Annotated in this window: 24 protein-coding genes; 6 read left to right on the top strand and 18 right to left on the bottom strand. The window is 54.8% G+C overall.

The annotated features are described in order from the left end of the window. Positions 1-116: 116 nt before the first annotated feature. From E0E17_RS11240 to proB, 8 genes are all read right to left on the bottom strand, one after another. On the bottom strand, positions 117-1865 hold the full coding sequence (locus tag E0E17_RS11240) for a putative phage tail protein (RefSeq protein WP_130834154.1): 1749 nt from the start codon (positions 1863-1865) through the stop codon (positions 117-119). Positions 1866-2089: 224 nt separating this feature from the next. Continuing rightward, positions 2090-2383 carry a hypothetical protein gene (locus E0E17_RS11235; protein ID WP_130834153.1) on the bottom strand — a complete coding sequence of 98 codons (294 nt, stop codon included), beginning with the start codon at positions 2381-2383 and terminating at the stop codon, positions 2090-2092. Next, entirely contained in the window at positions 2380-2727 is a 348-nt protein-coding gene (locus tag E0E17_RS11230; RefSeq protein WP_130834152.1) for a DUF7940 domain-containing protein, read from the bottom strand. The genes E0E17_RS11235 and E0E17_RS11230 overlap by 4 nt, the downstream gene beginning before the upstream one ends. Next, positions 2724-3191: a glycoside hydrolase family protein gene (locus E0E17_RS11225; protein ID WP_130834151.1), complete on the bottom strand. Its 468-nt coding sequence runs from the start codon at positions 3189-3191 to the stop codon at positions 2724-2726. Before E0E17_RS11225 ends, E0E17_RS11230 begins: the two co-directional genes overlap by 4 nt. A 225-nt stretch (positions 3192-3416) precedes the next feature. Continuing rightward, complete coding sequence (locus E0E17_RS11220) at positions 3417-3695, bottom strand: transcriptional antitermination N peptide (protein ID WP_130834150.1); 279 nt, start codon at positions 3693-3695, stop codon at positions 3417-3419. Between the two features lie 418 nt (positions 3696-4113). Then, entirely contained in the window at positions 4114-4845 is a 732-nt protein-coding gene (locus tag E0E17_RS11215; protein ID WP_130834149.1) for a S24 family peptidase, read from the bottom strand. Positions 4846-5195: 350 nt separating this feature from the next. Then, positions 5196-6449, bottom strand: coding sequence for a glutamate-5-semialdehyde dehydrogenase (proA, locus tag E0E17_RS11210; RefSeq protein ID WP_130834148.1), 1254 nt, complete (start codon positions 6447-6449; stop codon positions 5196-5198). A 10-nt stretch (positions 6450-6459) separates the two neighbouring features. Beyond that, on the bottom strand, positions 6460-7563 hold the full coding sequence (gene proB / locus E0E17_RS11205) for a glutamate 5-kinase (RefSeq protein ID WP_130834147.1): 1104 nt from the start codon (positions 7561-7563) through the stop codon (positions 6460-6462). 242 nt (positions 7564-7805) lie between these two features. On the opposite strand from proB, the gene E0E17_RS11200 reads away from it, so the two are divergent. After that, a complete protein-coding gene (locus tag E0E17_RS11200) occupies positions 7806-8915 on the top strand; it encodes a porin (RefSeq protein WP_130834146.1) in 1110 nt (369 codons plus the stop codon). Between the two features lie 156 nt (positions 8916-9071). Here the strand turns inward: E0E17_RS11200 and crl are convergent, their stop codons facing one another. The 3 genes from crl to gpt form a co-directional block, all read right to left on the bottom strand. Next, a complete protein-coding gene (gene crl / locus E0E17_RS11195) occupies positions 9072-9473 on the bottom strand; it encodes a sigma factor-binding protein Crl (RefSeq protein WP_130834145.1) in 402 nt (133 codons plus the stop codon). Positions 9474-9529: 56 nt separating this feature from the next. After that, a complete protein-coding gene (frsA, locus tag E0E17_RS11190; RefSeq protein WP_130834144.1) occupies positions 9530-10777 on the bottom strand; it encodes an esterase FrsA in 1248 nt (415 codons plus the stop codon). 113 nt (positions 10778-10890) lie between these two features. Further along, complete coding sequence (gpt, locus tag E0E17_RS11185) at positions 10891-11349, bottom strand: xanthine phosphoribosyltransferase (RefSeq protein WP_130834143.1); 459 nt, start codon at positions 11347-11349, stop codon at positions 10891-10893. Positions 11350-11603: 254 nt separating this feature from the next. Between gpt and pepD the strand changes: the two genes are divergently transcribed. Continuing rightward, positions 11604-13070, top strand: a complete 1467-nt coding sequence (gene pepD, locus E0E17_RS11180) for a beta-Ala-His dipeptidase (RefSeq protein ID WP_130834142.1) — start codon at positions 11604-11606, stop codon at positions 13068-13070. Between the two features lie 148 nt (positions 13071-13218). On the opposite strand, the gene E0E17_RS11175 is transcribed toward pepD, so the two are convergent. From E0E17_RS11175 to E0E17_RS11165, 3 genes are read right to left on the bottom strand one after another with little or no spacing between them, the layout of a single operon-like run. After that, entirely contained in the window at positions 13219-13410 is a 192-nt protein-coding gene (locus E0E17_RS11175) for an Rpn/YhgA-type helix-turn-helix domain-containing protein (protein ID WP_130834141.1), read from the bottom strand. A 53-nt stretch (positions 13411-13463) separates the two neighbouring features. After that, positions 13464-13679, bottom strand: coding sequence for an Rpn/YhgA-type helix-turn-helix domain-containing protein (locus tag E0E17_RS11170; protein WP_130834140.1), 216 nt, complete (start codon positions 13677-13679; stop codon positions 13464-13466). A gap of 53 nt (positions 13680-13732) precedes the next feature. After that, complete coding sequence (locus tag E0E17_RS11165; RefSeq protein ID WP_165446219.1) at positions 13733-14719, bottom strand: Rpn family recombination-promoting nuclease/putative transposase; 987 nt, start codon at positions 14717-14719, stop codon at positions 13733-13735. A 354-nt stretch (positions 14720-15073) separates the two neighbouring features. On the opposite strand from E0E17_RS11165, the gene E0E17_RS11160 reads away from it, so the two are divergent. The 3 genes from E0E17_RS11160 to E0E17_RS11150 are packed head-to-tail and all read left to right on the top strand — an operon-like array spanning position 15074 to position 18683. Next, entirely contained in the window at positions 15074-16585 is a 1512-nt protein-coding gene (locus E0E17_RS11160; RefSeq protein WP_130834139.1) for a sugar ABC transporter ATP-binding protein, read from the top strand. Beyond that, positions 16582-17580: an ABC transporter permease gene (locus E0E17_RS11155; protein ID WP_130834138.1), complete on the top strand. Its 999-nt coding sequence runs from the start codon at positions 16582-16584 to the stop codon at positions 17578-17580. The genes E0E17_RS11160 and E0E17_RS11155 overlap by 4 nt, the downstream gene beginning before the upstream one ends. A gap of 32 nt (positions 17581-17612) precedes the next feature. Next, positions 17613-18683: a sugar ABC transporter substrate-binding protein gene (locus E0E17_RS11150; RefSeq protein ID WP_130834137.1), complete on the top strand. Its 1071-nt coding sequence runs from the start codon at positions 17613-17615 to the stop codon at positions 18681-18683. 745 nt (positions 18684-19428) lie between these two features. Here the strand turns inward: E0E17_RS11150 and dinB are convergent. Further along, positions 19429-20481 carry a DNA polymerase IV gene (gene dinB / locus E0E17_RS11145; RefSeq protein ID WP_130834136.1) on the bottom strand — a complete coding sequence of 351 codons (1053 nt, stop codon included), beginning with the start codon at positions 20479-20481 and terminating at the stop codon, positions 19429-19431. 227 nt (positions 20482-20708) lie between these two features. Continuing rightward, a complete protein-coding gene (locus tag E0E17_RS11140) occupies positions 20709-21008 on the bottom strand; it encodes a 2,5-dihydroxypyridine 5,6-dioxygenase NicX family protein (RefSeq protein WP_130834135.1) in 300 nt (99 codons plus the stop codon). A 162-nt stretch (positions 21009-21170) separates the two neighbouring features. Here E0E17_RS11140 and dpaA point away from each other — a divergent pair, with 162 nt between their 5' ends. Further along, the gene (gene dpaA, locus E0E17_RS11135) at positions 21171-21911 is read left to right on the top strand and encodes a peptidoglycan meso-diaminopimelic acid protein amidase (RefSeq protein WP_130834134.1); all 741 of its coding nucleotides are present in this window, start codon (positions 21171-21173) and stop codon (positions 21909-21911) included. Here dpaA and E0E17_RS11130 read toward each other — a convergent pair. Together E0E17_RS11130 and lpcA are read right to left on the bottom strand one after the other, a co-directional pair. Then, positions 21882-22649 carry a class II glutamine amidotransferase gene (locus E0E17_RS11130; protein ID WP_130834133.1) on the bottom strand — a complete coding sequence of 256 codons (768 nt, stop codon included), beginning with the start codon at positions 22647-22649 and terminating at the stop codon, positions 21882-21884. The genes dpaA and E0E17_RS11130 overlap by 30 nt on opposite strands. 50 nt (positions 22650-22699) lie before the next feature. Continuing rightward, positions 22700-23278 carry a D-sedoheptulose 7-phosphate isomerase gene (gene lpcA / locus E0E17_RS11125; protein WP_130834132.1) on the bottom strand — a complete coding sequence of 193 codons (579 nt, stop codon included), beginning with the start codon at positions 23276-23278 and terminating at the stop codon, positions 22700-22702. Positions 23279-23516: the final 238 nt, after the last annotated feature.

Here is a 23516-nt window from a genome sequence, read left to right as displayed (position 1 = left end):
AAGAGGCAACCGTGCGTTTGCTGTTTTTGCCAGCAGTTGTGGCAGGTAAGGCCCGCCCTGTCCGGCGTCAAAAACAAAAAAGGCGAGGCCGTAGCCTCGCCAGAAAGTGCCGATAATCAATCGTAATATGGGATCTTACGATCCACACCATTGATATTGACCAGCACAAAGCCTGTCGGTGCGGTTTTGTTGCTCGGCGTCCCTGCCGCTGTTGCCAGAGTCAGGACACCTTTTTCATTCGCGCCAATACCGGCGCTGCCGTTATGCAGACCAAAACGCGCCTGCGGTTTCAGCGTGCCCATCGCCGTGGTATCGGCTACCTGCGACAAATCGGGCTGGAACAGCGAGCAGGAACCCACATCAAAGCGCGTCGGGCCGGTGGTTTTCAGGTTGAACATGGTATCGCCGCTTTTGGCCTTCAGTTTCACCCAAATCACCACATAGGTGGTACCCACGCGGCTGTAACGCATATCGAGCACGGCAGGCGTGCCCTCATGATGTGCGTCAACCCATACGGTGTCGCCACGCTGCATATTGATAAAGGTCTTACCGCTGGCGGCGGAGCTCACCGGGCTGCCTGCCGTACCGGAAGGTGCCGTCAGATCTGCTTTACCGATCATCTCCATCACCCACTGCTGATTCGCATTCGGGAAGTAAAACTGCCCCACGCGATACCAGTTATCCGTATCGGTATTATTGGTGATCTTAAAGCCGCTGTAGTAGCCCGCCGTCAGAGAGCCGGTAATAATGGTGCCGTGGTTCTCCTCACGGCGATAACCATACTCAAAGGTGGAGAGCCATTTTCCCGCAACGCTGTTTGTGGAGAGTTTGGAGCCTGACTGTAAATTAATCTGACGCATAATGACGCGCGCATTGTTCAGGTTAAAAGGCGTGCCGCAATCCTCAATATTCAGCGTATCGATGGTCCAGCCGCCATCGGAAAGATCCCCAGGATTACGGGTATGTTCAATCCAGACGTTACGCATAATCCCCTGGGTTACGCGCGGCATATAGAGCGTGGCATCGCCATAACCGGTCTGGAAGTTACAGTTAGAGATCTCAATCGCCGTTGAGTGATCCCAGACGCCATTCGGTGAATTTGACCAGCCTACATCCAGCACCCGCGAATAGGTGTCCAGGGTATAAATCTGGTCAAATTTACTGTCGAGGGTATCGAGCAGCTTAAACACCGTACCGCCCGTTCTCTGCGCACGGAAACAGCTGATATTCACTGTCTCACCTTCAATACAGGTGTTCTCAAAGAAGGGCTGCGTATTGCTGCACATCGCGGCAGTAATAGTACCAGCATTTTCTGTGGTATTAGCTGATGCCTGACCATTCCAGGCAATACCGCGAATCGCCGTACGCCGTGCTTTGACTTTAAATACCGGTTTGCTGCTTTTGTCCGAAACGATAGTGGTACGCGGCAACGAGCCGAGCTCGATATCATCGCCCAGCAGCCCAAAAAAAGGGATTTCCGCGCCACTGAGATCGATGGGTTTAATCAGGAATTTTCCGCCCGGGAAGCGCACCGGCAGATCTTTTACGTTGGTGTTGTAAGTCTGGGTCCAGTTCAGCATACGTTGAAACGCTTCGGTGTCATCGGTCGTACCGTCGCCTTTCGCCCCGAAGTGCAGCACGTTGATCTCGGTAGGATCGTTGATGATGCGCTTCCAGTAAAAGCCGCTGCCGATCACTACCGTGCCCCCATCCTCTTTCAGCACCGTGGTGCTCAGGAAGCCGACAAACTCACCGCCCCCACGGAAGCTGGAGTCTTTATCATAATAACGTTTCAGTACAGCGACTTCGCCTGATACGCTTGGCTTAGTGGTGCTCAGTTCGGCAAAAGAATTAACTTCGATCATAGATTCCTCCTCAGGAATATCAGGATTAACAGGCTCGGAAAAGAGCCCGGAATGACTCAGGGTTGAAAATTCAGGGGTGAGCCGGTGGGCTACAAAGTTGATCCCACATGTCGTTGTGGGTGTTAATGGCGCGCACGGTGCGGATATCCATCACCTGCACGTCACTGGCATGGGTATAAATCGGGGAAAAAAGTACGCAAGCTGAATCGGTGATGGCCACCGGTTCAGGGTTGGTGGTATCGGGACTGCCGCAGCTTGTTACGAGCGGCAGCATCATCAAGATTACTGTTCTCCGCCTCAACACGTTTTGCCTCCTCACGATGTTGCTGTTGTTGATGTGCAACGGCAGCTACCTGCGCCGCCTCCTTCTGTGCGCTCTCGATATCGGCCTTTGCCTGCTGCTGCGTTTTGCCTGTCTTTTTGCCGCTCAGATAGCTGGCAAAGATAGCGACAATCACAGCAACGCCCGCTGCCAGCCAGTGCCAGCTGCCAGCCAGTAATGCGCTGAAAAGCATCATGGTTTTGCCCTCTGCTGTTTACCCTTCTCTTCAAGTAATTTTCGCTGGCGTACAAACTGCGCCAGCACGCCCATCGCCACCATAAAAGCGCCGATCATGCCGAGGTAGTTATGGGGAATAATAGACTTCACATCTTCCGGCAGGCTGTTCCAGGCGTTCAGGGCATCCCCCGGAAATGACTGTGCCCAGGCACTGAGCATAGAGCCCAGCGTCGCCAGCCACACCGACCAGGTTTTAAACAGCAATCTGGCATGGGTAACAAATTCCAGCGTGGTAAAACGGTGCAGCAGTAACAGCAGAATGATGGCCAGCAACACCGCGATCAGGTAGTAAATCCAGCTCATAGCAACCCCCGATAGATGTCATAAGTCCCGCTACGCATCACCTCGGCATGACGTCGCGCCCGCCCGGGCGTCTGTCGCGCCCAGAGGCTGTTCAGCATCGCATTGGCCGCCGCGTCAAAATCTTCCTGGGCGATCATGTTCAACATATCTTTGAACTGTGCGAGTCCTTCGACACCCAGCTGGTAAGCCATGCTGTAGAGCACATCAGCACGCGCGTCATTGCACTTCGCCAGCGCCCGGCTAATTATCGGCCGCACCTGCATCTCCTGCGCTTTGCCCTGCAGGATGCACTGCTTCCAGGTATCGCCGACGATGCGCGGTACGCGAAAATTGTAATTACTCAAAGATGCGCCTTTGGGGCCGATGCGGATGCCGCCGGCGACCGTTGGGAAGCCTTGCGTATCCAGATAGGGCGACTCCACATAGCCCTCCTCAAAATTCAAGATGGCAATAATCTGGCTCATAATGATTCCTCTTTTCAGGGCACAGTAAGTAGCCACGCGGCATCACGCGGCAAAATAAAGGGGATATATAAATCTCTCTGGTCAGTGGCGGCGACAAGGCGAATGCCGGACCTCCCTGACAATAAAGAGTGACTGAACAGTGAACAGAACGAACGCGTCCCAGCCTGAGCTGGAGCCGGTCAGAAAAAAGCAGAAGCTACGAATGCTGCAGAATGAAACCCGCGTTTAGCGCACGGCATACAGATGCACATGCGGCAGACAGCAGTTATCCAGACTGGGCTGATCGCTGATACGTTGCGGGGGAGCCTTAACGGCCCGCTCGACGCGCGAGATAACCGGTCGCTGACAGATACGTTCCGCACTGCGCAGGGTGATGTTCTCCGGCTCGACGCCGAAGGCGTGATCGATACTGAGCTTGAGACGGCTGAGTGATTGTCGCCGACGATGGCGACGGGTGCGTGCATTACCAACAAACACTGTTTTGCCATAGTGAATGATCGCCATAACTCCTCCTGTGAATGAGTCTTTGGCGATGGGGTGGTATGCACGCATTTTCGATTAATCGAAAAGCCCGGAGTTGCCCGCTGTAATCGCAGTCAACCCGCCCGGCTGTAATAACAGCCGGGTGAGCGAGAGTGATCAGGTACAGGCAGGCATCTGACGACGCTGCATTTGCGCATCCACCCCATCCCAAAGTCTACTGACTTTTGAGTGGTTCGTGTCGCGCTTGTGCAGCGCCTCAATTGTTTAAGAGCGGTTCATCCATGAAGCGTGGTGATGTCTCATCCATGCTCAAATTATTAACAGGAACTTATGCTTTATCAAACACCACTGGTTAATTTTTTATTTACTATCGGTTAACTTTTTGAATTGCAGAGGATTTATTTTTTGCTGTGCAGGCAAAAAAATAGCGCTGAGGGCGTTAACCTAAAATCTGGTAGTCACGCGTCTGGCTCAGAATTACCCTGGCGTGCACCTGCAAGCTGGCCGCCTCTTCCAGGGTGAGATACCAGGTCTCATAGCGTTTGTTATCGGAGATAACCGCGATTTTTTTATGCTGCTGCTGGAGTCGTTTCAGGTAGAGCTGGTTATCCAGCGTAAAGATGTAGATGCCGTCACCATCAAACATACGGACGCTGATGTCGACGAAAATCTGGTCGCGTGGGGCAAAGGTTCCGGCCATCGAGTCGTTATTGATAGCGATCAGACGAATGTTTTCCGCAGGCCGGCCATTAAACAGCACCCGTGCCTCGTCAATGCCATATTCAATCGCCTGGATGGTTTCGACAAACTCTTCGCGCGCAGAAATGCCATTCACGCTTTTCTGGCCAATATCAAGGCTTTCAATACGATACACCGCCCGTTTTCCCGGTAACGGCGTCAGTGCAACCGGTTCGGCGGATTTTTCCATGCCGTACTGCAGCCATTCAACCCGCACCCCCAGCAGCTGACTCAGTGCCAACAGGTTGGCATTATCCGGAATCGACTGCGCGTTAAACCACTTCCAGACGCCGGGAGCAGAAATTTTGCATCCCAGCTGCTGTAACGCTTTTGCGACCTGTTTGTTGCGTCCGTGTCCGACAATTCCCGCGCTGTTACACGCGGCAATCAGCCTGGCAGTAAAAGCTTGTTTCGTACTCTCTTTTTTAACCATCAGTTAATAATCTGCCATAGGAAAGGTGCTGAATGTTATTTTCATTATTGCTACCAGTTCATTTTATATTACCGTCTGTTGAGCACCCAACAGCTTTTATGAAGCGTTATTGAGGTTAATTATTACCGGCGGGCCAGGCGCAGCCAGCAAAATTGTTCAGAAAGCCCGCACGGGCAGCACTTTCCCACTTGGTTCTGTAAGGCAGCGCACAAATTTCACCCATTACCCGGATACCGCGAGAGGGCAAAAAATCGGATGACAGGAAACTTTAAAAATAAACGGATCTAAAAAAGGGCCTGATAAAAAAAAGGGTGCCCTTGCGGACACCCGTTTATTAAGCAGAGAGAAAATTATTTCCGCAGCGTATCGTTACCCCAGGCTACCCACTTATAGGTGGTCAGCGCCTCCAGCCCCATGGGACCACGGGCATGCAGCTTCTGGGTGCTGACTGCCACTTCAGCCCCCAGACCAAACTGTCCGCCGTCGGTAAAGCGGGTACTGGCGTTAACGTAAACCGCCGCTGAGTCCACCTGATTGACGAAACGGTTGGCGTTACCGATGCTGCGTGTCAGAATCGCGTCGGAATGCTGCGTACCGTGCTGACGAATATGCGCGATAGCCTCGTCAATATTGGCCACCAGTCTGACGTTGAGATCGAGCGACAGCCACTCATCATCATAGTCGCCCTCCTGCAGCGCCACGACGCTGGCAGGCCCCTGCTGCAACAGCGGCAGCACATTCTCTGCTGCATGCAGAGGGATCCCTTCCTGCGCCATGCGCGCGCTGAAGGCTGGCAGGAAACGATCGGCGACAGCCTGATGCACCAGCAGCGTTTCCAGCGAGTTGCAGGCGCTGGGACGCTGTTTCTTGGCATTCACGATCACTTCCAGCGCCGCTTCGGTTTCCATGGTTTCATCCACAAAAATGTGGCACACGCCAATCCCGCCGGTGATCACCGGAATGGTGGAATTTTCCCGGCACAGCTTGTGCAGTCCGGCACCGCCACGCGGGATCAGCATATCAACATAGCGATCCAGCTTCAGCAGCTGATTGACCAGTTCGCGGTCAGGATTCTCAATCGCCTGGATGGCAGCTGCAGGCAGGCCATGCTGCTGCAGCGCATTCTGGATTACCCGCACCGTCGCGCCGTTGGTGCGCCAGGTCTCTTTACCGCCGCGCAGAATGGCCGCGTTGCCAGTTTTCAGGCACAGCGAGGCCACATCCACGGTCACATTCGGACGCGCTTCGTAAATAACCCCTACGACGCCCAGCGGCACCCGCCGCCGTTCAATGCGTAAACCACTGTCGAGCTGACCGCCATCGATCAGCTGCCCCACCGGATCCGTCAGACGACACACCTGGCGCACGTCGTCAGCGATCGCTTTCAGGCGCTGTGGATTGAGCAACAGGCGATCCAGCAGCGCCGCGCTGAGTCCCTGCTGGCGCGCCTCCGCCAGATCCTGTTCATTCGCCTGCAAAATAGCGGCGCTTTCCGCTTCCAGCCGATCGGCGATGGTCAGCAGCACCCGGTTTTTTTCAGCGGTAGTGAGTTCAGCCAGTTGATACGAAGCGGCACGCGCCGCCTTACCCATTTCTTCAAGCATTGCGTGCTCCTTAACTGACAATCATATCGTCACGATGTACAGCCACCGGGCCATATTCATAACCCAGAATCTCGCTGATCTGCTGGCTGTGATGACCGGCGATCATGCGTATCGCGTCACTGTTGTAACGTGAGACGCCGTGCGCGATATCGCGGCCGCTCAGGCTGCGAATGCGGATCACTTCGCCACGGGAGAAGTTGCCCTGAATATCGCGAATCCCTTTTGGCAGCAGTGAACTGCCGCGCTCCAGAATCGCCGCCAGCGCGCCATCGTCAACGGTGACTTCACCGGCTGGCGGTGCGCCAAAAATCCAGCGCTTACGGTTTTCCAGCGGGGTTTCCAGCGCATGAAAACGCGTACCGACCGGTTTGCCGCTGATCACGTCGGCAATCACGCCGATACGGCTGCCGGCGGCAATGATCACATCGATGCCCGCGCGGCAGGCGACATCCGCAGCCTGCAATTTGGTTGCCATGCCGCCCGTTCCCAGACCGGAGACGCTGCCGCCCGCCAGAGTACGCAACGCATCGTCAATCTCATGCACGTCGCTGATCAACTCGGCCTGGGGATTATTACGCGGATCCGCCGTAAACAGCCCCTGCTGATCGGTCAGCAGCAGCAGTTTATCCGCGCCCGCCAGCATCGCCGCCAGCGCGGAGAGATTATCGTTGTCGCCGACTTTGATCTCTGCGGTGGCTACAGCATCATTCTCGTTAATCACCGGGACAATATGATTGTCCAGCAGGGCACGCAGTGTGTCGCGGGCGTTAAGAAAACGCTCACGATCTTCCAGATCGGCACGGGTAAGCAACATCTGCCCGGTATGGATGCCATAAATTGAGAACAACTGTTCCCACAGCTGAATCAGACGACTCTGGCCTACCGCAGCCAGCAGCTGCTTCGAGGCGATGGTCGGTGGCAGTTCCGGGTAACCCAGGTGCTCGCGCCCGGCGGCCATCGCCCCCGAAGTCACGATAACGATACGATGGCCCGCCGCGTGCTGCTGAGCACACTGACGCACCAGTTCCACCATATGCGCCCGGTTCAGCCGACGCGATCCGCCGGTAAGGACACTGGTTCCCAATTTGACCACCAGGGTCTGACTGCCACTCATGCTTTCCTGCCGTAATAAAAATTTCTGCGAAGGGACGTTTTATCAGGAGTCAGCGCGGAAGCCAACTGCCAGCGGGGGAAAAGCAACAAAATTCGCCGCTAAAGCGTTAGACCATAAATAAAGCATTAACAAGAAAACGGGAAAACCGTCATAAAAATGTCATGCGCAACGGGTAAAAAGTCCCTGCTTTTACAACAGTTTTCACAAGCAGACAAAAATTTACTCATTGGGAATGTTTACAAATGAAGAAGAGCACACTGGCACTGTTGATATCAACCCTGGCGCTGACAGGCACCGCGCAGGCGGCAGAGATTTATAACAAAGACGGTAATAAACTGGACTTCTACGGTAAGCTTAAGGCCATGCGTTACATCAGTGATGCTGAAACCAACGCCAGTAACAACGCCGATAAATCATACGTACGTATTGGTTTCAAAGGGCAGACACAAATTAATGACTTGCTATCCGGTTTTGGTCAGTGGGAATATCAGTACAACCTGAACAACCCGGAGAGCGATTCTAACGCAGGTAATAAAACGCGCCTGGGCTTTGCTGGTCTGAAATTCGGTAAGTATGGCTCCATCGATTATGGCCGTAACTATGGTCTGATTTACGACGTCGAAGCGATTACCGACATGATGCCGGAATTCGGCGCTACCGCTTATACCGTCGCGGATGTCTATATGCTGACACGCACCAACGGTGTCGCAACTTACCGCAATGCTAACTTCTTCGATCTGGTCGACGGCCTTGATTTTGCCCTGCAGTATCAGGGTAAAAACGAAAGCAGCTCGCGCTCCGATGCGACGTCAAACGGCGACGGCATGGCCGCCTCGTTATCATACAAAATTATTGATGGGCTCAGTATTAAAGGTGCGGTTTCCTCTTCTAACCGGACCTTCAATCAAAAAGCGAGCGCCTACGGCAGCGGCGATAAAGCAGAAGCCTGGGCAGCGGGGCTGAAATATGATAACGACGGCGTTTATCTGGCGGCGAACTATGCAGAAACGCGCAATATGAATCCCATCAGTGGTACAGCGTCGGTCGCTGGCAGAGAGGTCAGCGTCAACGGCTACGCCAATAAATTGCAAAATATTGAAGTGGTTGCCCAATACCAGTTTGATTTCGGCCTGCGTCCGTCGCTGGCTTACGTTCAGACCAAAGTAAAAGATATTGAGGACGGTATCGGTGATGCCGACTACTACAAATTTGTTGATGTGGGCGCAACCTATTATTTCAACAAAAACATGTCCGCCTTCGTGGATTACAAAATCAACCTGCTGGATGACGATAACAGACTGGCAAAAAACACCGACGATATCGTCGCGCTGGGCTTGACCTACCAGTTCTGATGCACCTGCATCGCCCGCTGGCCTGTCGATCTCCTGATTGCTGCCAGACAGGCTACGCGTGACGATACGGTGCTTAGCTGTTTATGTGCCTTACCTGACAAAAGGGCAGCTGACAGCTGCCCTTTCATCGCTCAGGATGGTCTGTTTTTTGTCTGATCAGACCGTCAGCTTTACCGGCTCCTCAATAAAATCTTTTGCTGGTCTGAGATCCAGATTCAGCTCTGCCAGCTTCGCTTTCAGGCGAACATGAAAGTTACGCAGGGTATCTTCCACTTTTTCGTGATTCTCTTTGCCTTTGATGGCCGATGGTTTCCAGTTGCCCTCTTTGTCGAACAGGCCAAAGTAATATTCATAGGTGAAATGGTCGCTTTGTGCTTCCAGCTCCATCCACCATCCCCAAAACTCACGGCTTTCCGGGGCTGGCTTAACGTTGACACACACGGCCAGGCAATCAAAAAAGAAACGCCCCTCCTCACATTTTCCTTCGCGGATGTAAGGCCCCAGCTCAGTGAAGCGCTTAAGCAGGCGGCTACGGGGATGACCACTTGGTAACGTCATGCTGAATCTCCATAGGATTGACCGTTAAAGGGTAACAAAAACGGAAAGTACACAGTTTATCTTTTTAACTGCTTCAACAGCCAGTCGCAAATTTGATTTAAGGCTTCATCCAGACTTTTCATCGCTGGCGACGAGGGAATAAGCAACGTTTTGCCCTGAGCCGAGGAACTGGCGATCAGACGCGACTCCTCTTCCGGACTGAACAGATCGTCCTCCCAGTAGCCGGACAGCATCGGCGTCGGCGTGCGCCGCCCCAGCAGCCCCTGCACCTTCAGCGAGTAGCGGTTCAGCTCAGTACGCAGCGCCTGATCTGAGGTTGTGGGCATACCAAGCCGACTGGCCAGTACATCCATATACATATCCGGCACCTTTTGTTGCAACTGCTCGTCAGTGAGAAGCGAATGCACAATCGGACCCAGACAGGCTACGGCGCGCAGACGCGGGGCTTCCAGATAGGCCAGGCGAACCGCTACGTTAGCACCAAAACGGTAGCTCAGTGCCGCCACACGGCGATGATCCACCCAGGGGACATTTTCCAGCTCACGTAATACCTGCTGGTGCAGAAAGCTGGAGTCCTGAGTCAGTTTCCATTTACTGCTGAAACCCACTGAAGGCATATCCAGCGTCAACATTGCCATGCCGCGCGGCGCAAGAAAGTCATGAAACAGCCGGTAGTGGTCGCTTTGCAGACGATCCAGCCCACCGCAAATCAGAACACAGGGATAAGGTGCTTCAACGCCTGGCGGCATATGGAGAAACCCGGTGACCGGGCTGCCGCCGCTGATGAAGAACGTCAGCTCTTTCAACTCGCCCGGTAGCCGTTGTGTCGCCTCTTCATAGGCGCGATTTGCCAGGGTTTGCGCCTGTTCGGCCAGCTCGTCACCTTTAATATGCGGCCAGGCAGCCAGGCTATAAAGATTAGCGGCGTGCAGCCAGAACTCTCCCGTGCCGTCATCTTCCCCGCCATCTATCGCCCGCTGCTGCCAGTAGGCTGCCTGCTTTGCCCACTCATAAATCCAGTTGCCACTGCGATAGCCCACCACCGTATCCAGCAGATCATCACGGGTATGGGTTTCACGGCTGATGGCGATACGTGCCAGCACCTCGCTGATTTCCTGTGGCGACAGGCCACGCCAGACCCATAACATCTTATTGATCATCCGGTACCAGCTGCGCTGCGTTTCACCGTCGAGGGTTAAATGTATGGGGGGTGTCGTATGATGCCGACGTCGTACCAGAGTAGAAGTTTCGGGATGTTTGAATTGAGGTTTAAACAGTTCTTCGCTGAGATTTTTACTCGGCATGATTAAGCTCTCCGGCGTCTATGGCTTAATGTAATCTACTCTACGCCAGAAAAGTTCGCGAGGCACTGAAAGTACAACGCCCGGAAAACCGGGCGTTGATTGCGACAGATCAATCAGCTTTTCACGATAGGCGGAATATAGACCACGCCCATATCCCAGGGCTGCTCAATCCAGGTATTCTGCGGGATATCAACGATATAATCATCAACCAGTGCTCGTCCCGCGGGTTTAGCAAAAATGGTCACGAAACGTGCTTTCGGATACATAGCGCGGATCGCCTGTGCGGTGCCGCCGGTGTCTACCAAATCGTCAATCACGACAAAGCCTTCACCATCGCCTTCGGCGCGCTTCAGGACTTTCATTTCGCGCTGATGATCGTGATCGTAGCTGGAAATGCAGACGGTATCGACATAGCGGATACCCAGTTCACGTGCCAGCAGCGATGCAGGAACCAGACCACCGCGGCTCACCGCGATGATACCTTTCCACTGTTCCACAGGAAGCAGGCGCTGGGCCAGTTTGCGGGCATGGATCTGCAACATGTCCCAGGTGACGACGTATTTTTCACTCATAAAAGGAATCCCGGCCAACTGCATTGGCTTAAAAAATGTGCAATGGGAAAAGGTTGCGCGAGATTATAAGGATCTGTCTCATTAAAAACCAGCTTCAGACGCACCAGATGCAGGTTTTTAGCGCGACCAGGTACGCACCTGAGGATAAAGAGTGATATTCTCAGGCCCATCACGTCAGATTCGCTGACGGCGATCTATTACTGGAAACTAGCGTGCGGCCGGTTAACCCGGTTCACTGACACAGGAGACTTGTCGTGTCTGAATTGTCTCAACTCTCTCCCCAACCGCTGTGGGATATCTTTGCTAACATCTGCGCCATTCCGCACCCTTCTTATCATGAAGAAGCGCTGGCTAACCATATTATCGGCTGGGCCAAAGAAAAAGACTTCTGGTGCGAACGTGACCAGGTAGGCAACATTCTGATCCGCAAACCCGCCACGCCGGGCATGGAAAACCGCACGCCGGTGGCGCTGCAGGCGCACCTTGATATGGTGCCGCAGAAAAACAACGACACCGTTCATGATTTCACTAAAGACCCCATCCAGCCTTATATCGACGGCGAGTGGGTAAAAGCGCGCGGCACCACACTGGGCGCGGACAACGGCATCGGCATGGCCTCCGCGCTGGCGGTGCTGGCTGACGATAGCCTGAAGCACGGCCCACTGGAAGTGCTGCTGACCATGACCGAAGAGTCCGGCATGGATGGTGCTTTTGGTCTGCAACCTGACTGGCTGCAGGCGGAAATTTTGATCAACACCGATTCTGAAGAAGAAGGTGAGATCTACATGGGCTGCGCTGGCGGCATCGACTTTATTACCACCCTGCCGCTGACGCGCGAAGCGCTGCCTGCCGACTATGAAACCCTGCGCCTGACGCTGAAGGGACTCAAAGGCGGCCACTCCGGTGCTGAAATTCACCTCGGGCTGGGCAATGCCAACAAACTGCTGGCGCGCTTCCTGAGCGCCCATGCACAGCAGCTGGATCTGCACCTGATCGAATTTAACGGCGGTACGCTGCGTAACGCCATTCCGCGTGAGGCCTTCGCGACTCTCGCCGTGCCCCGTGATAAAGAAGATGCCCTGAAATCAGCGGCAGCGCTGTTCCTCGCCACGCTGCAAAACGAGCTGGGCATCCGGGAAAAAAATATTACGCTGGTGACCGAACCTCTGGCGCATCAGGGCCAGGCGCTGACGACTGACAGTCGCGATCGTTTCCTTAACCTGCTGAACAGTACGCCAAACGGTGTGATCCGCAATTCTGACGTGGCAAAAGGAGTAGTAGAAACCTCGCTGAACGTCGGCGTGGTGACGATGAATGAGCAGGAAGCAGAAATTATCTGCCTGATCCGTTCACTGATCGATACCGGTAAAGATTATGTGGTTGAGATGCTGACCTCACTGGGCAAGCTGGCAGGGGCGAAAACGGAACCCAAAGGCGGTTACCCGGGCTGGCAGCCGGATGCGGACTCGCCGATTATGGCGCTGACGCGTGAAACCTATCTCTCACTGTTTGGTAAAACGCCGAATATCCAGATTATTCATGCAGGTCTGGAGTGCGGTCTGTTCAAAAAACCCTATCCGAACATGGATATGGTGTCTATCGGACCGACCATCACTGGCCCGCACTCCCCCGATGAGCAGGTGCATATTGAGAGCGTTGGTCTCTACTGGCAGCTGCTTACCACTCTGCTGACCGTGGTGCCGGAAAAGCAGGCGGCCTGAGCAAACCAGCTGGCTGCGTCAGTGACGATCGCCTGATCCCCTAACCTCGGGATCAGGCCATATAAAAGGGCGGATGTGCATCATGCGCCCTTTTTTCATGCCGCTGGCATGAAGAAAGCAGGTAGTCCGTTCGCCTGACACAAGCGTTTTAATGTTTCAGCTGCGCCAGTTCCTGCGCAGTTAGTGCGGTCGTTTTTATAATAAATGCCGGATCGGCTCCTTCTCTGAGCATCGCCCGGGCAATGTCTGAACGTGTATCCTGCTCACCTTTCCTTATTCCTTCCCTGATCCCTTCCAGTTTTCCTTCCTGAATCAGTTTCTGTGCAATAGTCATCAACATTCTCTCTTCGTGGAGTAAGAGGCACACCAACGAAGCCTTCTGACGCAAGCACTTTAATGCCTCAGCTTCGCCAGTTCCTGCGCAGTCAGTCCGGTCGTTTTCATAATAAATGCCGGATCGGCTCCTTTTCTGAGCATCGCCCGGGCAATGTCTGAACGTGTATCCAGCTCACCTTTCCTTATTCCTTCCCTGATCCCTTCCAGTTTTCTTTCCTTAATGCCTTCCAGTTTTCCTTCCTGAATCAGTTTCTGCGCGATAGTCATCAACATTCTCTCTTCGTGGAGTAAGAGGCACACCAACGAAGCCTTCTGACGTAAGCACTTTAATGCCTCAGCTTCGCCAGTTCCTGCGCAGTCAGTCCGGTCGTTTTCATAATAAATGCTGGATCGGCTCCTTCTCTGAGCATCGCCCGGGCAATGTCTGAACGTGTATCCAGCTCACCTTTCCTTATTCCTTCCCTGATCCCTTCCAGTTTTCCTTCTTTAATGCCTTCCAGTTTTCCTTCCTTAATGCCTTCCAGTTTTCCTTCCTTAATCCCTTCCAGTTTTCCTTCCTGAATCAGTTTCTGTGCAATAGTCATCAACATCTCCTCTTCATGCGGTAAGCGGCATGCCAACGAAGCCAGCAAAGCTTGCGGCTGGGCGCTATCACCGGTTTGCAGCATCCAGGTGATCAGCGCGGTCAGTTGCTGTTCAGTAGTGTATCCGGCACTCATCAGTGTGACCAGCGGGTCCAGCAATTCTGCCAGATCCCGGCGGCGAATATGCTTGAACAACAGTTCCAGCATCGCCATCGCCCGATGCTGCATGATTTCATCGTCTTCCATGGCGCTAACATCAATCAACGGAAAGGCATTACTGTAGAGCTGCCGCGCAATATCAGGCTCACTGAAAAGATCCAGCCAGTTCATCGGCGACGACCAGGGCGATGCCCGTCCGTGACAGAACAGCAAGGGGATTACCAGTGGCAGATGAGTATAGCCCGCATCGAGGTGTCGCTGCATCGCGGCGATCGCATAGCGCATCAGACGAAAGGCCATATGTTTATCAGGGCTGCTCTGGTGTTCAATAAGCGTATAAACATAGCCATCTCCCTGTCTGGTTTTCAGTGAATAGAGCACATCGGCAAAGTAAGGGCGTAAATCCTCTTCCAGAAAAGAGGCTGACTCCAGCTGCAGCGTGTCCAGATTACACACGGCCAGTAACCTGGGTGGCAGATGGCAAGTCAGAAAATCGCGTGCCGTTGCCGGATGAGTAAGGAAGGTTTTAAACAGCCCATCGTGCCGCATGGATGCGCCAGACATTGTCATCGTCGTCCCTGATGAAAGTGATTTTGCCGCACCTTAGCACAATATTTTTGTAAAAAAATTAGTCGGTCCCCTTACCGGCTTCGCTAAAACCGCCGCTACGGCCTCCCCTGTTTTTTTTCTCTGCCCGCTTTTTGCCGAGCGGGCATCCCAGCATAATGCGCTGCTTTTTCTTGCTTGCTCATTCATTTTACTCTGCCTTTCACGCCAGCCTCAGCTTTAGACACCGTTATGTCTGGATGTCTGGATGGCTAATGAGATTTTATGCTAGCTTATGCGCTTTCTTTCATTGCCGTACCTGAGAGTTCAGGAAAAAATGCGGCTAAAACTTTCCTGAGATTGCGGAGGCTTCGCCCTATGAGTGCGTTAAATCGCCTCGAAATGCGTAACATCTCTATCGCCTTTGGCGGCTTTGCCGCTCTGACCCGGGTAGATTTCACCGCAGAGGGCCACTCGGTACATGCGCTGACCGGGGCCAATGGCGCCGGAAAATCGACGCTGATGGCGGTGCTGTCGGGTGCCTACAGCCATTACCAGGGGGAGATCCTGCTTGATGGTCAGCCGGTTTCCATCCGCTCTCCGCGCGACGCCAAACAGCTCGGCATCCATCTGGTGCAACAGGAAGTTGATGTCGCGCTGGTGCCTCAGCTCAGCGTGGCGGAGAACATTCTGCTTGATCAGCTGGCGGAACCGGGCTGTCGCTACCGCTGGGGTGATATCCGGCGTCAGGCGCGGGAATTGCTGACGCAGCTGGATGTCGCCATCGACGTGAATCGTCTGGTGGAGCGCTGTTCGCTGGCGGAAAAGCAGCAGATTCTGCTGGCGCGCGCCCTGTCCCATCACTGCCGTTTTTTAATCCTTGATGAGCCTACCGCGCCGCTCGACCAGCATGAAAGCGAGCGCCTCTTTACCGTCGTGCGCCGCCTGCAGGCGAATGGCATTGGCATTGTGTTTATTTCGCACCGTATCCATGAGCTGAAGGCGATTTGCGATCGGCTGACAGTGCTACGCGATGGCCATCTGATTGAGAGCGGGCCGATGAAGGCCCTGAGCGGTGAGCAAATTGTGGAGAAGATGCTGGGCCATGCGCTCACTGACGTCTATCCGCCGCGTCGTGAACGCCAGCCGCAGCCGCAGCCGCTGCTGCTGGCGGTCGAAGGATTGCATGACGACCAGCTGTTGCAGGATATCTCGCTGCGTCTGCATAAGGGGGAAATTCTGGGTATCGCAGGGCTGGCCGGTGCCGGAAAAACCGAGCTGTGCAAAGCGCTGTTTGGTGCCAGTAAAAGTCGCGTAACGCGCGGTGAACTGCACGGTAAGGCCTGGCAGCCACGCTCTCCCCATGACTCTGTAAGTCAGCGTATGGCGCTGGTGCCGGAAGAGCGTCGTAAAGAAGGCATTTTTATTGATGAGTCGGTCGCGATGAACCTGAGCGTCAGCGCTGATGACAGTTTTTCCCGCTGGAGCCTGTTTGGTCATCGCGAGGCGTGGCGCTGGGCGGAAGCATTGATCCAGAAACTCAACATTCGCACCACCGGCCCGGCACAGACGCTGCGTCGCCTCTCGGGCGGCAATCAGCAAAAAGTCGCCATCGGCAAATGGCTGCGCAACAACGCCGACGTACTGATTTTTGACGAACCCACCAAAGGGGTCGATATCAAGGCGAAAACGGATCTGTTCAGCCTGATCGACAGCCTGGCGCGCGAAGGCAAAGGCATCATCTACGCATCGGGAGAGTTTTCCGAGCTGGTGGGCCTGTGCGATCGCATTTGTGTGCTCTGGGATGGGCGCATTGTGGCGGAAATGGAAGCCCGTAACGCCACTGAAGAGACGCTTTTGCTTTATTCCACCGGAGGAACCCCTGCGTGAGCAGTAAAGATGTATCCCTGAATCCGCAGCCTGCGCTGCGTCACCAACTGTTCGATTTTCTCTATAAATGGGGCATGTTGCTGACCGTTGTTATCCTGATCGCCGCTTTTGGTCTGGCGTCCGACAGCTTTCTCGATCCCAATAACCTCGTCAATATTCTGCGCTCGATCGCTATTGTCACGGTTATCGCTGTCGGCGTATCAATTTCACTTACCGTCGGAGGTTTCGATCTCTCGGTGGGCTCAACTGCCTCGCTGGCGAACGCACTGGTGATCTCCCTGTTTGTCTGGTACGGCTTCGGCACCACTCAGGCCATTGTGATTACTTTGCTGCTCTGCACCCTGGTCGGCCTGTTTAACGCCTTTTTGATTGTGGTGTTGCGCATCCCGGACATGCTGGCAACGCTGGCCACGCTGTTTGTGATTCAGGGTGTGGCGATGACTTACAGCTTTGGCGGCTCCATCACGGAAAATATGGTGCTGCCGAGCGGCGATATGGCGGAAGGCGTTATCCCGGCCAGCTTCGCCCTGCTCGGTCAGGTGCCCACTATCGTGATTATCATGCTGGTGGTGACGGTAGTCGCGCAGCTCGGCCTGTCGCTGACCAAACAGGGACGACGGATGTATGCGCTGGGGGGCAATCCGGAAGCGGCGCGTCTGTCAGGCATCCGCACCACCCGCTATCGCGTGCTGGCTTATGTCATCGCCTCACTGCTGGCCGGGCTGGGCGGAATTCTGCTTGCCTCGCGCATCGGCTCATCCCAGGTGAATGCTGGCGGCGGCTATCTGATGGATGCAGTGGCCGCGGCCTGGATCGGCTTTTCGCTGGCCGGTTCCGGTAAACCCAACGCCCTGGGCACCCTGGTAGGGGCTGTAATTCTCGGCGTTCTGCAGAACGGGCTGGTGATGCTCTCTGTACCCTATTACGCCATGGATATTATCAAAGGTCTGGTGCTGGCTCTGGCACTGGCAATTACCTATATCCAGCGCCGCTGAGGCGCTGTCACTCTCTTGGGATAAGATGCACCATGAAAAAAATTACCCTTTCTCTGCTGACGCTGAGCCTGCTGAGCGCCAGCGCCGCTTTCGCCGATACGGTTGTGCCGGTACCTGAAGCGATCGCCAGCCACGACGGCCCGGTTCGCATTGCGGTGATCCGCAATCTTGGCTCAGACGACAATACCACCCAGTTTGTCGCCGGTGCCGTGCAGCAAGGACGCCAGCTGGGCTTTAAAGTCAGTACGTTCCTCAGCAACGGCGATGACGCGCGCTTTCAGGATTTTGTTAACCAGGCGATCAGTCAGAAATATGACGGCATCGTGCTGTCTCATGGTAAAGCGCCCTATGCCACCGAGCTGGTGAAACGCATTGCCGATGCCGGTATCAAGCTGTCAGTGTTTGATACCCCGGTCGATACGCCGGTCGCGGGCGTTACCGTGACGGCGCAGGATGACGCCTCGCTGGCACAGCTCTCTCTCAATCAACTGATTAAAGATTTCAACGGCAAGGCGAACATCGTCAAACTGTGGGTCGCCGGTTTCCCGCCGATGGAGCGTCGTCAGGTGGTGTACGAGAAGCTGCTGCAGGAAAATCCAGGTATTCATCAGCTGGAGTCGATCGGTGCCGTCTCTTCTGATGTGCAGGGTGATACCGCGAATAAGATTGGCGCAATTCTGGCGAAATACCCGAAGGGTCAGATCGATGCAATCTGGGGAGCCTGGGATGCCTTCAGCCAGGGGGCATGGAAAGCGCTGCAGGAGAATGGCCGTACCGAGATCAAACTCTACAGTATTGATGTCTCGAATCAGGATCTGCAACTGATGCGGGCTAAAGGCAGCCCCTGGGTACAAACGGTGGCGGTCGATCCAAAAACCATTGGCGCCGTGAATATGCGTCTGGTAGCGAATAAAATCGCTGGAGAAGCGACCCCGGAGAGCTATGAATTCCAGGCCGCCGCGATTTCTCAGCAGCAGCTGAACAGCCAGCAGGGTGCGGTTAACGTCGCGTCACTGAATAAAATCGTGCCCGGCTGGGGGGAAAACACCGATTTTGTCGCTCCCTGGTTTGCCACGCTGGAAGCAAAGTACGGTAAGAAGTAAGTATTTTCCCTTACAAGCTGGCGCTATCTGAACCCCGCACTCCTCTCACAAACCTGCGCCTCCCCCTCTCCCGCCTGCGGGAGAGGGCCGGGGAGAGGGTGAACGTCACACATCCTGTCTGTCTGCTCCCCTCACCCTAACCCTCTCCCGGAGGGAGAGGGGACAGCACGGTGCGGTCTGACGGAACGGGTCCTGTCTGCACAATCAGGTATGTCTGAACCCCGCACTTCTCTCACAAACCTGCACCTCCCCCTCTCCCGCCTGCGGGAGAGGGTCGGGGTGAGGGTGAACGTCGCACATCCTGTCTGTCTGCTCCCCTCACCCTAACCCTCTCCCGGAGGGAGAGGGGACAGCACGGTGCGGCCTGACGGAACGGGTCCTGTCTGCACAATCAGGTATGTCTGAACCCCGCACTTCTCTCACAAACCTGCACCTCCCCCTCTCCCGCCTGCGGGAGAGGGCCGGGGTGAGGGTGAACGTCGCACATACTGTCTGTCTGCTCCCCTCACCCTAACCCTCTCCCGGAGGGAGAGGGGACTGCACGGTGCGGTCTGACGGAACGGGTCCTGCTGCACAATCAGGTATGTCTGAACCCCGCACTTCTCTCACAAACCTGCACCTCCCCCTCTCCCGCCTGCGGGAGAGGGTCAGGGTGAGGGTGAACCCCGCACTCATCTCACAATCCTGCGCCTCCCCCTCTCCCGCCTGCGGGAGAGGGCCGGGGTGAGGGTAAACCCTGCTCCTCTTACAACCCCAGCAGCAACTGCCGTTCCAGCTGCGGATCGACCAGAGTGACATGGAGCCCCACCAGCCGTACGCCGCGGCCGGCGCGCCGTTCATCCCAGGTCTTTTTCGCCACGGCAATCATGTCCTCTTTATGCAGTACCGGCCAGAGATGTTCCTGCGTCGTCTGTTGAAAATCGTTAAATTTCAGCTTCACTCCCTGACGGGCAATCTGCCTGTCGGGACGAATCTGCGTCAACCGCCGCTCCAGTTCGCTGTAGAGATAATCGATAATCTCCAGACACTGTTCCCAGCTGTGAATATCTTCGGCCAGCGTCCGCTCCACGCCCAGCGACTTACGTTCCCGCTCCACCACCACGCCACGTTCATCAATGCCGTGGCTACGCTCCCACAGCACGCGACCAAATTTTCCAAAGCGCTTCAGCAGTTTCGCCAGGTCAGTTTTTTGTACATCACCGCAGGTATAAAGCCCCATCTCCTCCAGCTTCTTTGCTGAGACTTTACCCACGCCCGGAATTTTCGCCAGCGGCAGCGACAGCAGAAATTCAGGCATCGCCTGCGGCGTAATCACATATTGCCCGTTAGGTTTATTCATATCGGAGGCGATCTTGGCGAGAAACTTGACAGGGGCAATACCCGCCGAGGCGGTCAGCCCGGTTTCACGCAGGATAGTGTCACGGATCGCCTGCGCCATCAGGGTGGCGGAACCCTGGCAGTGTGGACTGTCGGTCACGTCCAGATAAGCCTCATCCAGTGAGAGTGGTTCAATCAGCGGCGTATAGCGCAAGAAAATTTCACGAATCTGGCGGGAGGCTTCTTTATAGGCGTCAAAGCGGCCGGGCAACAGCCGCAGATGCGGACAGAGCTTTAATGCCATCGCGGTCGGCATGGCGCTGCGTACGCCATATTCACGCGCCGGATAGTTGGCGGTGCTGATCACCCCGCGTCGCTCCCGGCTGCCACCAATGGCCAGCGGGATATCGCGCAACGAGGGATCGTCACGCATCTCCACTGCGGCATAAAAGCAGTCCATATCGACGTGAATGATTTTCACTTGCTGAAGCGGCCCTTAACGCGGTTCTGTACTCTGCCCTATTATACTGGACAGATGTACAGATACCCAATCCCTGGGACATAAAGTTTAAGCGGGCTGCTCACTGAACCGCAACGGCGGGCGTGAGGCATTGCATGCCCGTCCCGGGGCCTGGCGGGGATTAACGCTGATCTTCCGGCCCTACTGTCCCGTGCAGCGGAAATCGGTACCAGTGGGCGACGTCACGGTCATCGTTTTGTCCTGTTGCATTTTTTTGTTGCTGCCATTGCCCGCCGCTTATCTTCCAGCGTAGGCAGCAAGCGTAGCAATATTTCCGGCGGTTCTACCGCCAGCAGCATGCGCGTATTCGCCTTCAGGATCTCTTCCTGCTCCGGAGAAAACAGCCGTATCATGGTGCCGATAATCAGATCGCTGCTTTTTAATGCGTTCAGGGCAACGGTATTGATTTCCAGCACCGTTTTCCCCACCTGGCCCGCTTTATCCGGGCTAAGCGCCTTCTTGCCGCGCAACAGAATCTTTACGACCAACGGGTCCTGTTCCGTCCGGGAAAGCATCTATTTATCGGGCGGCGTCTTGATAAAAAAACAGACAATGTTAATGTTGCGCAGCGGTAGCGGATATTTCCGATAATGCAAGCAGAGACGCTATCGGAGCGTCATGGTTCTCTTTTAATCCAGGATACACACAGAATGGGCAGAATCGCACTTTTGTTTGCGATGATTCTAATGCCAGCCATCAGCATGGCAATGACCCCCGAGCCAGTCGAGCCACTGGCCCCGGTCAGTAAAGAGTTAAAGAAACAACTGTTAGGCACCCCGGTTTACCTTCAAATCTTCAAAGAGGAGCGGACGCTGGAGCTTTACGGCAAAATTGGCAATGAATATCGCCTGCTGGACAGCTATCGCATCTGCAATTTTTCCGGCGGGCTGGGACCCAAACGTACCCAGGGTGACTTCAAAAGCCCGGAAGGGTTTTACAGCGTCAGGCTGAATCAGCTGAAGCCCAACAGCCGTTTTTATCGCGCCATTAATCTGGGTTTTCCCAACCAGTACGATCGCGAACAGGGCTATAACGGCAACTATCTGATGATCCATGGCGATTGCGTCTCCGTGGGCTGCTACGCCATGACCAATGCCTATATGGATGAGATTTTCACCTATGTGAATGCGGCGCTGCGCAATGGTCAGGCTCAGGTGGATGTGGCTATCTATCCTTTCCGCATGACTGAAAGCAACCTGCAACGCCATCGGTACTCGGTATTTGCTAATTTCTGGCGTGAGCTGCAACCTGGCTATGCCTGGTTTGTTAAATACCGTCAGCCGCCCACGGTCAGCGTCAGCGCCGGTAAGTATGTGCTGAACGGCAGCCCGGTGTCGACCAACCCCGAGACCGCCTCAAAATCATTCCTGGCGCTCTCCCAGACAAAATAACGCCCACTCGCCTGGCGCAATCTTGTGCCAGGTTTCATTGCCGGTCAGCGGCTGCGTGGCAATCACGGTGACGACGTCCTGCGGCGTGGTCTGCTGCTGAAAATCGATCTCCACATCCTGATCCAGCAGCGTGGCTTTGCCAAAAGGCGCACGGCGCGTAATCCAGAACAGGTTGGTAGAGCAGAACGCCATCAGATAGCGCCCGTCCGACAGCAGCATGTTAAACACCCCTTTCTGCCGCAGCTGCGTCGCCAGTTCGGCAATAAAGCGAAACACCGCTGGCCAGTTGCCCGGCGTACGTGGATAGCGCGTGGCGAGCTGATGCAGGATCCAGCAAAACGCCTGCTCGCTGTCCGTTTCCCCCACTGGCCGGAAGTGTCCGGTTTCCAGCTGCCGGTAGCCTTTCAGCTGCCCGTTGTGGGCATATGTCCAGTTACGGCCCCAGAGTTCACGGGTAAAGGGATGGGTATTTTCCAGCGAGACCTTGCCGCGATTCGCCTGCCGGATATGCGCCACCACTGAGTGGGACTTGATGGGATACTCCTGCACCAGGCGGGCGATCGGCGAATGATAGCTGGGCAGCGGATCTTTAAAGGTGCGGCAACCTTTATCTTCATAGAAAGTGATGCCCCAGCCATCTTTATGTGGCCCGGTTCCGCCGCCGCGCTGCACCAGACCGGTAAAACTGAAACAGATATCCGTTGGGACATTAGCGCTCATCCCGAGCAATTCGCACATAGCCACCACCTTATTCGACATTCTCCCGCCAGAGCGGGAGATTCCGTGCGTTACTTCACCATCTCTTTTTCAATCAGCAGCATCAGGATGTGGATCACTTTGATATGGATCTCCTGAATGCGGTCAGCGTAACCGAAATGCGGTACGCGAATCTCAATATCCGCCGTGCCCGCCATTTTGCCGCCATCCTTACCTGTCAGGGTGATCACTTTCATCCCCTGCGCCCGCGCCGCTTCAATCGCCTTAATAATATTGGCGGAGTTGCCAGAGGTGGAGAGCGCCAGCAGCACATCGCCCTGACGGCCTACCGCTTCGATATAGCGGGAAAAGACATAGTCATAGCCAAAGTCATTGCTGACACAGGAGAGGTGACTGACGTCTGAAATGGCGATAGCCGGATAGCCGGGACGATTTTCCCGGTAGCGTCCGGTCAGCTCTTCGGCAAAGTGCATGGCATCGCAATGAGAGCCGCCGTTACCGCAGGAGAGTACTTTGCCGCCCGCTTTAAAACTGTCTGCCAGCAACACGGCGGCGCGCTGAATCGCGTGAATATTCGCCTCATCGCTCAGAAATTTATTCAGCGTATCCGCTGCTTCGTTGAGTTCTGAACGAATAATATCCTGGTACATAGGGAAGTCCTTTAGAGGAAAGATTGACCTCTGCAAGTTTAACGGAATGGCTGGTCAGCGAAAAGCGTCGCTGCGGGGAATGTCCCGCTCAGCACGGCAAAAAAGCGCATCACGACGGAGCGGCGATCTCCGACGAGGCTGCTTTTTTCTGCCGCTCGTCTCAGGGGGCCGATTTTGTGAGTCAGGTAGTAATTATCATGTAAACAGTTTGCTAACTCCGCACTTCTGTTTTAAATCT

Source organism: [Erwinia] mediterraneensis, assembly GCF_900604315.1.
GTDB classification, from domain to species: domain Bacteria; phylum Pseudomonadota; class Gammaproteobacteria; order Enterobacterales; family Enterobacteriaceae; genus Pantoea; species Pantoea mediterraneensis_A.
Note: the sequence above shows the minus strand (reverse complement) of the source record. Positions and strands in the feature narration are given on the sequence as shown.

Coding starts and splice junctions, on each gene's coding strand:
- E0E17_RS11240 (WP_130834154.1), bottom strand. CDS start 1,865: ATGATCGAAGTTAATTCTTTTGCCGAACTGAGCACCACTAAGCCAAGC.
- E0E17_RS11235 (WP_130834153.1), bottom strand. CDS start 2,383: ATGATGCTTTTCAGCGCATTACTGGCTGGCAGCTGGCACTGGCTGGCA.
- E0E17_RS11230 (WP_130834152.1), bottom strand. CDS start 2,727: ATGAGCTGGATTTACTACCTGATCGCGGTGTTGCTGGCCATCATTCTG.
- E0E17_RS11225 (WP_130834151.1), bottom strand. CDS start 3,191: ATGAGCCAGATTATTGCCATCTTGAATTTTGAGGAGGGCTATGTGGAG.
- E0E17_RS11220 (WP_130834150.1), bottom strand. CDS start 3,695: ATGGCGATCATTCACTATGGCAAAACAGTGTTTGTTGGTAATGCACGC.
- E0E17_RS11215 (WP_130834149.1), bottom strand. CDS start 4,845: ATGGTTAAAAAAGAGAGTACGAAACAAGCTTTTACTGCCAGGCTGATT.
- proA (WP_130834148.1), bottom strand. CDS start 6,449: ATGCTTGAAGAAATGGGTAAGGCGGCGCGTGCCGCTTCGTATCAACTG.
- proB (WP_130834147.1), bottom strand. CDS start 7,563: ATGAGTGGCAGTCAGACCCTGGTGGTCAAATTGGGAACCAGTGTCCTT.
- E0E17_RS11200 (WP_130834146.1), top strand. CDS start 7,806: ATGAAGAAGAGCACACTGGCACTGTTGATATCAACCCTGGCGCTGACA.
- crl (WP_130834145.1), bottom strand. CDS start 9,473: ATGACGTTACCAAGTGGTCATCCCCGTAGCCGCCTGCTTAAGCGCTTC.
- frsA (WP_130834144.1), bottom strand. CDS start 10,777: ATGCCGAGTAAAAATCTCAGCGAAGAACTGTTTAAACCTCAATTCAAA.
- gpt (WP_130834143.1), bottom strand. CDS start 11,349: ATGAGTGAAAAATACGTCGTCACCTGGGACATGTTGCAGATCCATGCC.
- E0E17_RS11175 (WP_130834141.1), bottom strand. CDS start 13,410: ATGTTGATGACTATTGCACAGAAACTGATTCAGGAAGGAAAACTGGAA.
- E0E17_RS11170 (WP_130834140.1), bottom strand. CDS start 13,679: ATGTTGATGACTATCGCGCAGAAACTGATTCAGGAAGGAAAACTGGAA.
- E0E17_RS11165 (WP_165446219.1), bottom strand. CDS start 14,719: ATGACAATGTCTGGCGCATCCATGCGGCACGATGGGCTGTTTAAAACC.
- E0E17_RS11160 (WP_130834139.1), top strand. CDS start 15,074: ATGAGTGCGTTAAATCGCCTCGAAATGCGTAACATCTCTATCGCCTTT.
- E0E17_RS11150 (WP_130834137.1), top strand. CDS start 17,613: ATGAAAAAAATTACCCTTTCTCTGCTGACGCTGAGCCTGCTGAGCGCC.
- dpaA (WP_130834134.1), top strand. CDS start 21,171: ATGGGCAGAATCGCACTTTTGTTTGCGATGATTCTAATGCCAGCCATC.
- E0E17_RS11130 (WP_130834133.1), bottom strand. CDS start 22,649: ATGTGCGAATTGCTCGGGATGAGCGCTAATGTCCCAACGGATATCTGT.
- lpcA (WP_130834132.1), bottom strand. CDS start 23,278: ATGTACCAGGATATTATTCGTTCAGAACTCAACGAAGCAGCGGATACG.